Origin of the sequence: Rhodococcus sp. 05-339-2, from assembly GCF_002258965.1 — a bacterium.
In the GTDB taxonomy this organism is placed as follows: Bacteria; Actinomycetota; Actinomycetes; order Mycobacteriales; family Mycobacteriaceae; genus Rhodococcoides.
The window spans coordinates 233472-246556 of record NZ_NOYW01000008.1; the positions used below are offsets into that span (position 1 = coordinate 233472).

Here is a 13085-nt window from a genome sequence, read left to right on the forward strand (position 1 = left end):
GGGTGGGTCGTCAGTCCTCGACGATCAGTGACGGAGTGTCGCGCCGGAGAATGTTGCCCTTGAAGAACTCCGGCTTGCGCAGTGCCACCACTGCCATGACGACCATGCCGAGAACGATGATGCCGACGCCGATGAGGAACACCATGCCGATACCGAACAGTGATGAGCCGCTGCCGAATTCGGGGTCCCAGGCGTCGACCGAGGTCTGCACGAACACCACGGCCATCCCGACGCCACCGAGTAGCGGGGCCAGGAACTTGAAGAAGAAGTTGCGGGTGCTGGTGAACAGCTCCTCGCGGAAGTACCAGACACAGGCGAATGCCGTGATGCCGTAGTAGAAGCAGATCATCAGTCCCAGCGCGGCAATGGTGTCGGTGAGAACGTTGTCGCTCACCACCCGCATCACGGCGTAGAAGCCGGCGGACGCCCCGCCTGCCACGAGCGTCGCGAAGCCCGGAGTGCTGAATCTCGGTGTGATGGAGGCGAACCGCTTCGGTAGGGCCTGGTAGTGACCCATCGCGAGCAGAGTACGCGCCGGTGAGATGAACGTGGCCTGCAGCGAACTGGCGGAGCTGCTCAACACGGCCAGGGACAGCAGGATCGCGAAGGGGCCCATCACCGGCCCGGCGAGGGCGGCGAACACGTTGTCGGTGGTGTCGGGATTCTGCAGTCCGTTTCCGGTGTCACCAGTGCCTGCGAAGAGCAGGGTTGCCACTGCGGTGAGCAAATACAGCACGATGATGAAGAACACCGTGACCAGCGCTGCACGCCCGGGAATCTTTGCGCTGCCCGAGGTTTCCTCGTTGACCGTCAGGCAGACGTCCCAACCCCAGTACATGAATATCGACAGCGACAGGCCGGCGGTGAAGGCAGAGAAGCTCGGGATGCCGAACGGGTCGAACCAGTCCAGGCTGAACGAGATGTCCTCGGCCCCATCGCCGGCACCGACCTTGACGAATGCGGCAACGATGAACCACGCCATCACCAGCAGCTGGAAGCCGAGCATCGTGTACTGCACGCGCTTGGTCTCCTGCATGCCGCGATAGCAGAGCCACGCCGCCAACGCCATGAACACCAGGCACGTGACGATGTTGACGAGCTTGTTGCCGGTCAGGTCGGCCAAGGAGTCGTTGCTGGTGACCTGGGCGAGAAAGAGATAGAAGAAGTCGACGGCCACTCCGGCCAGGTTCGAGAGCACGATGATGGTGGCCGCGATCAGGCCCCAGCCACCCATCCAGCCGACGTACGGGCCGAAGGCCTTCGACGCCCACGTGAACGACGTGCCGCTGTCGGGCTCCGCCGCGTTGAGCTCTCGGTAGCCCAAGGCCACCAGCAACATCGGGATGAAGCCGACGATGAAGATCGCGGGCAGATGTACTCCGACTTCGGTGACGGTCGGCCCGAGCGACGCAGTGAGTGCATACGCGGGTGCGATGGTCGAGATGCCCAGCACCACACTGGCGAGCAGCCCGAGCTGGCCGGCGGACAGGCCCTTGGACTCGACGTCGACTACCTTGTGCTCATTCATCGTCGGCCTCTCTCGGAACAACGATCATCGGAACGGGAACGACCCGAAGCATCTTGGCGGCAACCGATCCCAGGAAGAGCCGGTGAGGCTGGGCGAGTCGAGACGACCCCACCATCAACACGTCGCCGTCGTGCCAGTCGAGCGACGAGGCGGCCTTCTCGATGCCGGAGCCCTCCGCCACCGTCAACTGCACGTCCGACCCTGCGGGCAGTTCCGCTTGCACGGTCCGCAGCACCTCCTCGGCCTTGGCGAGACCGTCCGGACCCCGTGCCGATTGCTCTTCTGCGGACACGAGGGAGAGCAGCCGCAGCGGCAACTCGGCGGTGACGGACAGGTCGGTGGCTGCCCGCACGAGTTCGGCTGCCCCCGGCCGATTTCCGATGGCACAGGTGATCTCCCGGATGCGCTGCGGCGGCGAGTGCCGATACCCCCGCGGAGCCAGCGCGAGCGGCACATGCGACACATGCAGAAGATCGCTGGTGACGGTGCCGATCGAATGGCGTCCGAGCAGACCGTCACCGGCCGCACCGACGACGATCATGTAGGCGTCACACTCGTCCACACAGTCGAGCAGGCCCTGTGCGAAGGACTCGTCGAACAACAGGTGCGCGCGTGCCTGTACGTCCTCGGGTACCAGGGTCAGTGCCTCGTCGAGCCAGCCGGTGGCCCGATCGATCAGGATGTCGTCGTATCCGGCCTCGACCGGTGCCTTGGACGGCACCGGCCGCTCCTGGGGCAAGACCAGGCAGATGTCCAGCGATGCCTGCAGCGAACGCGCGAGCGTTGCCCCCAGAGCGATTCCGTCTGCTCCACTCGGTGTTGCCTGGTACCCCACGATCAGACGCATGGGCGGACCTTCCCTGAGGTTGGGCGAGCTAATGGCAGGTGCTACCGGGATCGGTGTGGCACGACTTCGGTTCCGACGGTGTGACGTCGAGCGATGGATTTCGATCGAAGAACCCGAACGGCTTGAGCCAGAACGAGACCGTGTCCGCGGGCATCACCGGCCAGTCCTCCGGTCGCGTGATGTGGTGGATGCCGAAGGTGTACCAGACGACGACGTCGGTGTTCTCGATGCTGCGATCCTTCTCGGTCCACTCCGGTAGCCCGTGGTCGATGCCGCTCTGGTTCACGAACTCGCCGCTGGGCCAACGCTCGTCGGGTGAGTTGGGGGTGACCCAGACGGTGTGGCCGATCACCTGGGCGCGCTGGAAGATCGGCGATGCGGGATCGAACATCGACGGGATGGCCGCTCCCGGAACCAACTTGTAGGCGGGCCGGGTGCCGAGGCCGTTGGTGACGTTGTCGTTGACGACTTTCCACGCCTTCTGGGTGTGCCAGTCGTAATCCTGCTTGCCTTCGGACTCGGTGGTCAGCGGAGTGTTGACCTGAGTCAGCGCGAGACCGTAAGGGTTGTCCGGTCCCATCGGAACACGTTGGGTTTCACTGGAATACACGGTGTTCTCGGTGCCGTCGATGTCCAGATCGAGCCGGGCGACCAGGAAGTGCTGGTGGTAGGGCGCATACGTGCGGTTGTCGACCAGCGTTCCGGACGGGTGGGAGCCGCCCTCGTCGAAGTGGGTGACGACCATGATGCCCGTCGCGCGGACCTCGCACTCGATGTTGCCGTCCTGATAGAACCGCCAGTAGACGAGGTACTCGTAGTTGGCAACCGTTGCATGGAAGCTGACCGTGAGCCGACGCATCCGTCGCACCTCGGCTCCGGCGTCGTGATCGACGTGCTTCCACAGCACGGCGTTGTCTTCCTCGTGAATGCAGATCGCGTTGGTGATCGTGTACGGCTCACCCTTGCTGTTGTGCAGCACTGCATCGAGGTACCGGATCTCGCCGAGGCAATCGCAGCCGAGCTCGAGCGAGGTGGTCATGAAGCCCAGGCCCCATTCGCCGATGTCGAACGCGGTGCGTCGGTAATGGTCCTCGGTGTGATCGCGATACGGAACGACCATCTCCGCGAACGACATTCGATTGGCAACGGACCGCACGTTCCCGTTGTCGTTGTAGCTGACGGCGTGCAGCGTCATGCCCTCGCGATAGTTGAACCCCACGCGAAGCGACCAGTTCTGCCACGTCAGCTTGTTGCCGTCGAGCTCGAACGACGGCCCGTCGGTCTGAGTGATCTCGAGGGGCTTCAGGGGTGGGCGTGTGCTCGCGTTCCTGATTCGCTCCGGGATGTGGCGGGGCACGTACTCACCCATGATCTCCGGTCGCTCGACGCGATACGTGTCCTCGATCTCGAGCAGTTCCATCGTGTTCACGTCGATGACGCAGTGGAAACCGCCGACCGGCCCGGCATAGGGATTGGCACCCTCCGAGGCCTTGACCCACGTGTCGGACCAGCCCAGGCGTCGACCCTTGTACTTCTCGGGCGTCACTGCCTCGCCGTAGGTCCAGGTGTCCATGAACACCAGATCCAGATCGGTGATACCGCGATCGGCAAGGGCGGCAATCACATCGGGGTGGGCACGCAGGGCCGCGTCGGCCTCCTCCCACTCGTCGACGGTGAAGTTGGGCTGCACATCCGGAATGTGCGTCCACGATTCGGTGGTGCGATCGTCGAGTGACACCACGGCCTTGAACGTCGTGTTCTCGTTGCGGTTCAACACCACCGAGACTGCTCGACGCGCAGGCACGGTACCGTCCGCGTCGAATGCGGCGATCTCGGACTTGGCCGGTTCGATCATCTCGATCGAGGCGTAGCGCCAGCCGTCGCCGACTCCGTGGTCGCGACCGAGAACCTCGGCCACGGTGGCGAATTCGTCGCTGGACAGGGGATCGAGGGGGTGAAAGGTCATCGAAGAGTCTCCGTCGAGCTCATGACGTGCTTGATGCGGGTGTAGTCCTCGACCCCGTAGGCCGAGAGATCCTTGCCGTAGCCGGAGTACTTGAATCCTCCGTGCGGCATTTCGGCCACCAACGGGATGTGGCAGTTGACCCATACGGCTCCGAAGTCCAGAGCTGCCGAGATGCGCAGTGTGCGTGCGTGATCGGAAGTCCAGACGCTCGACGCGAGACCGAAGTCGACGTCGTTGGCCAGCGCGATCGCCTCCGCCTCGTCGCCGAATTTCTGTACCGTGAGCACCGGGCCGAAGGTCTCCTCCTGCACGATGGGATCGGACTGCTGCACGCCGGTGATGATGGTCGGCTCGAAGAAGAAGCCCTTGTCGCCGATGCGCTTGCCGCCGGTGACGATGGTGGCATGCGCGCCGATGCCGTCGACTTTGGCGCTCACCTGACCGAAGTGGTTGACGTTGTTCAGTGGCCCGAGGAAGGTATCGGGGTCGTCGGGCAGGCCGACTTTCAGCGTCTTCGCCTTGGCGACAAGGGCATCGACGAGTCCGTCGTGCACCGACTCGTGGACCAGGACGCGGGTGACAGCGGTGCAGTCCTGGCCGGCGTTGAAGAACGCGGCCTCTGCGATACCGTCGGCGGCTTTGGCGATGTCGACGTCGTCGAACACGATTGCCGGTGCCTTGCCGCCGAGTTCGAGGTGCGCCCGCTTGAGTTGCTTGGCGGCGGCCACGGCAACAGCGATGCCGGCGCGAACGGATCCGGTGATCGAGACCAGGCCGGGAGTCTTGTGTTCCACGATCGCCGCACCGGTGCCGCCGTTCCCGAGAACGACGTTGAACACCCCGTCGGGCACGATGCCCTTCGAGAGCTTCGCGAGCACCAGCGTGCTCTCGGGGGTGGTGTCACTCGGCTTGAGCACGATGGTGTTTCCCGCGGCCAGCGCGGGACCGATCTTCCAGATCGCCATCATGAACGGGTAGTTCCACGGGGTCACCTGCCCGACGACGCCGATCGGTTCGCGTCGGACATAGGAGGTGAAGCCGTCCATGTACTCGCCCGCAGATTTGCCCTCGAGCATCCGTGCCGCGCCTGCGAAGAATCGGATCTGATCGGCACCGACAGTGACTTCCTCGGCCGCGATGGTGGCCTTGGGCTGACCGGTGTTGCGGCTCTGCGCCTCGACGATCTCGTCGCTGTGCGCTTCGATGGCGTCGGCGAGCTTCAACAGCACCTTCTGCCGTTCGCTCGGCGTCGTCTTGCCCCAGGTCTCGAATGCTCTGGCAGCGGCCGACATCGCGGCATCGACATCGGCGGCGTCGGAGACGGGGGAGTGAGCGACGATCGACTCGTCCACCGGATTCACCACATCGAGCATCTCGGTGCCCGACGGCGTCACGAACGCCCCGTCGATGTAGTTCTGCAGGACAGGCACCGTCATCACTGAACCCCTAGCGTCGACTGTTTCGGTTCTGCAAAGCCTGCACCTACGGACGAGACTTCGCCACCCGACAAGATGTCCAACTACCCCTCACCGATCAGGACCGAATGTCGGTCCAACTCGAGCCCGCAGGAGCTGCTCACCGGCTAGCCTGTGGCGGTGGCAGACACAGAGGTGGGGTATCGACAGATCGCCGACGACACCTGGGCATTCATGCGGCCGCCCGGCAGCTGGGGACAGACCAACACCGGACTGATCGTGGCACCGGGTTCGGCGTCGATGCTGATCGACACCGTCTGGGATGTGAACTGGGCGCAGCGAGTCGTCGCCGACACCGCCGAGCTGGTCGCCGACGCACCGATCACCGAGGTACTCAACACCCACTCCGACGGCGATCATTGGTGGGGAAACGACACCGTCCCTGCCACCGCCCGCATCACCACCAGTACCGCGTCGCTGCACGCGATGAAAGAGGAAACACCGCCGAAAGGGGTGGACGCGTTCGCATCTGTCGGCGCGAAGATCGGTTGGGTGCCGGGGCCGGTCGGGGCGATGGGCTCCTACATGGACCGAGTCCGCGGCGACGCCACCTTCCCCACGAGTCTGCCGAGACTGCCCGACCACACCTTCGACACCACCGAGACCATCGACGTGGCGGGGCGGCCGGTCCACCTGCGGTACCTGGGCCCGGCACACACCGAAGGTGACCTCATTGCCCATCTCCCCGACGTCGGAGTCGTGTTCGCCGGCGACCTTCTGTTCATCGACGCCACCCCGGTGCTCTGGCACGGACCTCTGCAGAACTGGATCGATGCCCTCGACCACCTCCTCGAACTCGATGCCGCCGTCTACGTTCCCGGCCACGGCCCCCTGTGCGGCACCGGCGAGATCCGGGCGCTCCACAACTACTGGACCTGGGTATCCGAGGCCGGACGCAGCTGCTTCGACGCCGGGCTCGGTCCAACCGAAGCTGCCCTCAACCTGCTGAAATCTCCTGAATTCGGGCAGTACTCACACTGGGACTCACCGGAACGACTCATCCTGAGCATGAGCACCCTGTACCGCCTGTGGCGAGGTGAGAAGCCCGCCCCACCCACACTCACGCGTCGAGCACGCGCGTTCGCCGACGCGGGACGCTACCTCCGGCAGCATCGGCTCCGAAAGACCTAGCTTTCGAATCACGGCGAGCGCAACTGTGGCGCGTCGGCGTCGTTCGGAGGAGCGTGGGACACGTGACCTCCCTTTCGGCCTCGTGGGTTCAGCAGCGCTACCGCGATCCTGCTCTGACGGCATTGGCGTACACGAACGAGACGATCGACGTTCTGCTGTCGCATCACTCGGTGCGGACGTTCACAGACGATCCGATCGACACCGAGACGATCGAGACCATCGTCGCCGCAGCCCAATCCGCGCCGACGTCATCGAACCTGCAGGCCTGGAGCGTGATCGCGGTACGAGACCCGGCGCGCAAGAAGCGTCTGGCGGCGCTGGCCGGCAACCAGGCGTTCATCGCCGAGGCTGCGGTGTTCCTGGTGTTCGTGGCCGATCTCGGGCGGGCCCGACGGCTCGCCGCAGCGCACGACGCCGAACTCGGCGGTGCCGACTACTTCGACAGTACGATTCTCGGTGCCATCGATGCAGCGCTGGCCGCGCAGAACGCCGTCGTCGCTGCGGAGTCGCTGGGATGGGGGACGGTGTATGTCGGGGCGGTGCGCAACGCACCCGACGAGATTGCTGCCGAGCTGGCATTGGCCGAACAATCGGTTCCGGTGGTGGGCTTGGCGCTGGGCCGAGCGGGCGAGGATACGGCCGGGGTGAAGCCGCGATTGCCCATCTCCTCGGTGCTCCACCACGAAAACTACGACGCCGTGGTGGCCGACGCTGCGGTGCCTGTCTACGAGCAACGATTATCGGAATACTATGTGACACAGGGACGTACGGCATCCTGGATCTCGTCGGTACTATCGCGCCTGCGCAGCGGTGAGGCGATCGGTTCGCGTGTGACGCTCAGACAATCGTTCGAGTCCCTCGGCTGGAAGTCCCGGTAGAACTATGCGCTTTCAGGTTCTCGACATCGTCTTCAACCCTCCGCACCCGGTCACCGGTGCAGTCGTGCACCCGGCCGACCGATTCGACCGGTTGATCGAACTCGCCGTTCTTGCAGAAGAACTGGGCATCGATTCGTTCTCTGTCGGAGAACGGCACGCGGGAGACGTGCTCTCGTCCGCTCCCACGGTGCTTCTCGGCGCGCTCGCCCAGGCGACGCATCGCATTCTGTTGTCCACCGGCGTCACCGTCCTGTCGGTGTTGGACCCGATCCGCGTCGCCGAAGACCTCGGCACCGTCGATCAACTGAGTCGAGGCCGCCTCGAAGTCGTCATCGGCAAAGGCAACGAAGTACTGCAGTACCCACTGTTCGGACTCGACATCGCGCGCCAGTACGAGTACCTCACCGAGAACTACGAACTGCTCCGCAGGCTGATCCGTGAGGAGCACGTGGATTGGACCGGGCGCCACCGACATCCGTTGTCCGACGCCACCACACTGCCCAGGCCCTTCGACGGGCCGTTTCGAATCTGGCACGGTTCGGCCACCTCGATCGAAGCGGTCGATCTGGCGGCCGAGTGGGGAGACCCCATCGTGACAGCCAACGCACTGCAGCCGAGGGAGAACTACAAGGAACTCATCGACCGCTACCGCGAGCAGTATCGCAATCACGGTCATGACCCGGACAAGGCGTACGTGGGTTCTGGCTCCGGGGGGTTGTTCCTCGGCACGACGACCGAGGCTGCCGTTGCCGAGTATCGGCCGATCTACGAGGGCATCGTCGCGCAGCAGGACAAGCGCAAACACGACCCGGCGGCCAAGGGCAAGGTGACGAGCTTTCGGACCATCGACGACGCGGTAGCGCGGGGGCCCGCACTGGTGGGCTCGTCCGAACGCGTCGCGGCGAAGATACTCGACTACCACGACGCGTACGGCCATGATCTGCAATCGGTTTCGATCAACCACGTACTGGACTTCGAGCGTCAGAAGGACACGTTACGACAGTTCGCCGAAGAAGTGATTCCATTGGTGCGGGCCGAGGTGACGACCACACTGTGGACGACCGAGGACAAAGATCGTGCCAGGGGATTCACTGCGAGCTGACCTGTGCCGTCAATGCCGCGGCGTGGGTGAACAACGTGGTCGGATCCGCTCGGTCCGCAGGGGGTTCGAGTACGACGGTGGTGGCACCGGCATCGATCCAGCGTTGCAGGTTGCTCAGCGCGGCATCGGAATCGGTCGCGGCGGCAATGTAGACGACGATCTCGTGGTCCGGCCCACCATCGATGTGCTCGATGGCCGTTCGCACCTGATCCGGTGACGTCTCACTCGTGAGGATGGTTCCCACACCGGTGCGTCCGCTCAGGGCAAGAGTCTTCGGCCCCGTCGCACCGACGAGCAGCGGCGGCGGTTGCAGCGGAGGCCAGTTCAGCGTGACGTTGTCGAGCGAGACGTACCGCCCCTGCACGGTGACGCTCTCGCCCGCCAACAGTGCGGTGAGCGCTGTCATCTGTTCGGTCAGCAACGTCAGAGGCGACTGCACTCGCGCCCCGATCTGCCCCATCCACGACTGAACACCGTGTCCGAGCCCCACGCGGAGCCGCCCCGGATGGACACGGGCCACGGTAGCGATCTCCATGGCTGTGACTGCCACGTTCCGCATCGGAGTCGGTAGCACCCCGATGCCGACGCTCATGCGTTCGGTGTTCGCGAGAACCAGTGCAGCAGTCGACAATCCACCGGAGTAGAAGCAGTCTTCCCACAACCACACCTCGTCGACGCCTGCGCGGTCGGCCGCACGAGCCGCGTCGACGAGATCCTCCGGCGCAAGTTCGGGTCGCAGTACAACGCCGATGCGTGTCATGCAGTGTTCCTTTCTTCTCAGCGAACGAGATACGGCGACACCGAACTTCGATGCTCGTCGATGTCGAGGTCCTTGCCCAGTGGCGGAAACGCGCGTTGCGGGCAGTTGGAACGCTCGCACACCCGGCAGCCCGCTCCGATCGGTGTCGCCGCCGCCGAGCCCTGTACGTCCAGACCGTCGGCGTACACCAGCCGTCCGGCGTGGCGCAGTTCGCATCCGAGGCCGATGGCGAAGGTCTTGCCGGGCTGTCCGTATCGCGCGGCACGCCGCTCCACGGTGCGTGCGATCCACAGGTAGCTGCGGCCGTCGGGCATCTCGGCGATCTGCGTCATGATCTTGCCCGGATAGGCGAAGGTCTCGTACACGTTCCACAGCGGGCACGTGCCACCGCTGGACGAGAAGTGAAAGCCTGTGGCGGACTGGCGCTTCGACATGTTCCCAGCGCGATCGACGCGCACGAACGAGAACGGAACACCCCGCAGCTCGGGTCTCTGCAAGGTGGACAGGCGATGGCAGATGGTCTCGTAGCTGACCGAGAAGAAGGCCGAGAGCCGCTCGATGTCGTACCGAAAATCCTCGGCGACGTCGTGGAACTGGTGGTACGGCAACACCGTCGCGGCCGCGAAGTAGTTCGCGAAACCGAGCACCGCCAACTTCTTCGACGACTCACTGGTGAAGTTGCCCTCGTCGGCCATCTTCTTCAGCAGATCCCCGCATTCGAGATAGGCGAGTTCGGCGGCGTACCTGAACACCTTCTGCCCGCCGGACAGATGCGGTGAGATCTCCAGCACTCGCGTCTGCGGATCGAACCGATGCAGCACGTTCTCGCCGAGGTCGATGCGATTGACGATCTGCACGTCGTGAACCGTCCGCAGCCGCTTGGCGATCTCGCCACCGACGTCGGCGCGATGGAACCGGATTCTCGAGGTCAGAGCCTCTGCCGCAGTGTCCAATTCGTGCAGATAGTTCTGTCGCTGATAGAAGTAGTCACGCACTTCCTCGTGCGGCTTGCTGATCGAACCACTGCCACTGCCGTCGGAGAACCGCTCCTCGGTAGCGGCCAACAGCTGAGCCGTCGTATTGCGGTATCGGCGGTGCATGTTGACCATCGCCCGTGCCAACTGCGGGTGAGAGCTGACCATCTGCGCGATCTCGTGGGCATCGGCATCGATCCCCATATCCTGATCGAGCGCCACCTCGCGGAGTTCGGCAACCAGCCTGGTGTCGTCCTCGGAGGAGAAGAACGACGTGTCGACGCCGAACACCTCGGAGATCCGCAGCAACACCGGCACCGTCAGTGGACGCACGTCGTGCTCGATCTGGTTGAGATAACTGGCGGAGATCCCGAGCTTCTGTGCCAGTGACACCTGGCTCATGCTGCGTTCGCTGCGGAGCTGCCGAAGCCGCACGCCGACGAAGGTTTTCGACATATCGCCAGGCTACGCCTGCGAAGAATCGGGTTAACACCGTTCGCAATCGGCTACTGGGTCACAATTCGACAGCCAACGGGAACATTAGCCGAAGTAAGGGCGTATACCGGTGTACGAGCTATTCACCACGCACCACGAGGAGCGGTCATGTCCAATCGTCAACGCACATCGGAAATCGTCAGGGACGTCGTCGTCTTCGTCACCGGAGCCGTGCTCGTCGCATCGACCGTCTGGCTTCCCGTCCAGGGAGACCAGGAAGTCACCGGTGCCATCCTCGTGCTCGGCATCCTTGCGGCGTCGTCTGCACTCTGGGCCATCGGATCCTCGTCGAGACAGAGTCATTGGACCCACGTCGGCCTCGGGTTGCTGCTCGCTGTCTCGCCCGCGCTGATGGTGTTCCCGTCCGGATTGCTCGCTGCCGATCTGTTCGCGATCGTCGGAGGACTCGTCATCGCCGCGATGGGCGGCCTCGGTGTGCTGGCCTCGCGTCGGACGCCGATCACGTCGCAGGTGATTGCACACAGCGACGACCGAACCGGCGTTCGCATCTGATCTCGGCAACCGGTGCTCCACTCCCGGGGCCGCGTGCGATGAATGTCGTACGCGGGTCCGGGAGTGGAGCATTTTCTGCTCTGTGGGTTCATCGCGGCGCCTGATGCAATGGGTGCTCCACTCGGCGCGGTGGATCCGGTAAATCCCTCGTGCGGACCGGCGAGTGGAGCATTGTGTGCTCTCATCGCCGCGATTCCCGACGCCGCCTGACAACCGACGCGATTTCGGCAGCCACCACATCCGGCGCGGCAAGCACATCGAACGCCGAGTAGCGCAGCACCAACCAGCCACCCAGTACCAGGGCGTTCTGTCTACGTCGATCCTTTCTGAATACCTCTGCTGCACTGTGGAATTCGCGTCCGTCCACCTCGATGATCGTTCGGCTGCGACGGTCGACGAGGTCGCAGACGAACGAGCCGACTGTCGCATTCATCTCCAGATACAGGCCGATCCGATGCAATGCCCGGCCGAGGGCCCGCTCCGGTTCCGAGGCGAACCTCGTCACTGCCAGCCGGACCTGACGGGCCAACTCTGCGTTGCCGCGTCGACCCGGGAATCGCTCGAGTAGGCAGATGAGCGACGCAGGGTCGAGTCCGAACTTCAGACGCTCGTCGATCAGCAACTCGGCCTCTTCGCGAGGGAGTACCGCCAGGCAATCGAGCATCGTCTGCGCAGGAGTGGTGCAAGGCAGTGACTCGACCTCGTCGACGAGCCGGGAATCGAGTGCGCGACGGTGCAGTCGGAGCCATGGCGGTGGTCGCAACCGGGCCGAGCGGGGGACGGTTGCATCGAGAGTGGACGGCTCGGTCGTCCAGCCGCGTAGGTATGCGGCCGAACGGTGACTGAGTACGGCATCGGGTCGCCACAGGGCGATGGCCCGACACCGATCCATCGTCGACGGCTCCCCGCGCATATGGACCGTCGGCAGAACGCGGGTGAAGCGTCGCGAGACGGTGCTGGGATGGAGTCCGGAGGAGACGAGCTGTCGGAATGTGGCGGGGCCGGGAGTGGAGCCTGCGGAATGACCGGGTTGGGCGGGAGTGGAGCTGGCTGTCATGGGTGCAGCGTCGGCGATGGCGTGGATGGTCTTCGATGCTCGACCTGGGGAAATCGAAAGCCCTGTGGACAGGTGCCAGCCTGTGGATGAGTGCAACTTCTGCTCCACTCGGTGGCGTCGGTCGGGGGATCCCCGCGGAAAGTGGTGTCGAGGGGAGCAACCCGTGCCATGCTCACATTGTGGGATGGGGTAGTTGTGATGTCGATCACATAATGCTCGGTTTCTGACTCGATTCAGACGCCCTCGTCAAACCGTACAAGCGTCCGGTAAAGAATTTTGTTCATTCCGTTCATCAACTGGGGATTCATCGCTACTGGCGAGTAACCACGCTGTCCGATCGGAGAGGTTTGTGTCGACCA

At 64.1% G+C, this 13085-nt stretch carries 11 protein-coding genes; 4 read left to right on the top strand and 7 right to left on the bottom strand.

The window, feature by feature from the left end; all coding sequences use genetic code 11:
• Nucleotides 1-10 precede the first annotated feature (10 nt).
• The 4 genes from CH273_RS07380 to CH273_RS07395 are packed head-to-tail and all read right to left on the bottom strand — an operon-like array spanning nt 11 to nt 5777.
• Nucleotides 11-1528 (bottom strand): APC family permease, encoded by a 1518-nt coding sequence (locus tag CH273_RS07380; protein WP_032393830.1) that lies wholly within the window; start codon nt 1526-1528, stop codon nt 11-13.
• The gene (locus CH273_RS07385; protein WP_032393831.1) at nt 1521-2375 is read right to left on the bottom strand and encodes a universal stress protein; all 855 of its coding nucleotides are present in this window, start codon (nt 2373-2375) and stop codon (nt 1521-1523) included. The genes CH273_RS07380 and CH273_RS07385 overlap by 8 nt, the downstream gene beginning before the upstream one ends.
• Before the next feature lie 28 nt (nt 2376-2403).
• Nucleotides 2404-4341: a primary-amine oxidase gene (locus CH273_RS07390; RefSeq protein ID WP_032393832.1), complete on the bottom strand. Its 1938-nt coding sequence runs from the start codon at nt 4339-4341 to the stop codon at nt 2404-2406.
• Nucleotides 4338-5777: a gamma-aminobutyraldehyde dehydrogenase gene (locus CH273_RS07395; protein WP_032393833.1), complete on the bottom strand. Its 1440-nt coding sequence runs from the start codon at nt 5775-5777 to the stop codon at nt 4338-4340. Before CH273_RS07395 ends, CH273_RS07390 begins: the two co-directional genes overlap by 4 nt.
• A 159-nt stretch (nt 5778-5936) precedes the next feature.
• Between CH273_RS07395 and CH273_RS07400 the strand changes: the two genes are divergently transcribed.
• The 3 genes from CH273_RS07400 to CH273_RS07410 all read left to right on the top strand — a co-directional run bounded on the left by CH273_RS07400 (nt 5937) and on the right by CH273_RS07410 (nt 8927).
• The gene (locus CH273_RS07400) at nt 5937-6947 is read left to right on the top strand and encodes an MBL fold metallo-hydrolase (protein WP_032394151.1); all 1011 of its coding nucleotides are present in this window, start codon (nt 5937-5939) and stop codon (nt 6945-6947) included.
• A 62-nt stretch (nt 6948-7009) separates the two neighbouring features.
• Nucleotides 7010-7825 (top strand): NADPH-dependent oxidoreductase, encoded by an 816-nt coding sequence (locus CH273_RS07405; RefSeq protein WP_032393834.1) that lies wholly within the window; start codon nt 7010-7012, stop codon nt 7823-7825.
• Between the two features lie 4 nt (nt 7826-7829).
• Entirely contained in the window at nt 7830-8927 is a 1098-nt protein-coding gene (locus CH273_RS07410) for an LLM class flavin-dependent oxidoreductase (protein WP_032393835.1), read from the top strand.
• Here the strand turns inward: CH273_RS07410 and CH273_RS07415 are convergent.
• The gene (locus CH273_RS07415) at nt 8914-9687 is read right to left on the bottom strand and encodes an LLM class flavin-dependent oxidoreductase (protein WP_032393836.1); all 774 of its coding nucleotides are present in this window, start codon (nt 9685-9687) and stop codon (nt 8914-8916) included. The genes CH273_RS07410 and CH273_RS07415 overlap by 14 nt on opposite strands.
• Nucleotides 9688-9704: 17 nt before the next feature.
• A complete protein-coding gene (ramB, locus tag CH273_RS07420) occupies nt 9705-11117 on the bottom strand; it encodes an acetate metabolism transcriptional regulator RamB (protein ID WP_032393837.1) in 1413 nt (470 codons plus the stop codon).
• A gap of 147 nt (nt 11118-11264) precedes the next feature.
• On the opposite strand from ramB, the gene CH273_RS07425 reads away from it, so the two are divergent.
• Entirely contained in the window at nt 11265-11669 is a 405-nt protein-coding gene (locus CH273_RS07425; RefSeq protein WP_032393838.1) for an SPW repeat domain-containing protein, read from the top strand.
• Nucleotides 11670-11850: 181 nt separating this feature from the next.
• Here the strand turns inward: CH273_RS07425 and CH273_RS07430 are convergent, their stop codons facing one another.
• On the bottom strand, nt 11851-12726 hold the full coding sequence (locus CH273_RS07430; protein WP_094637974.1) for a DUF559 domain-containing protein: 876 nt from the start codon (nt 12724-12726) through the stop codon (nt 11851-11853).
• Nucleotides 12727-13085 lie beyond the last annotated feature (359 nt).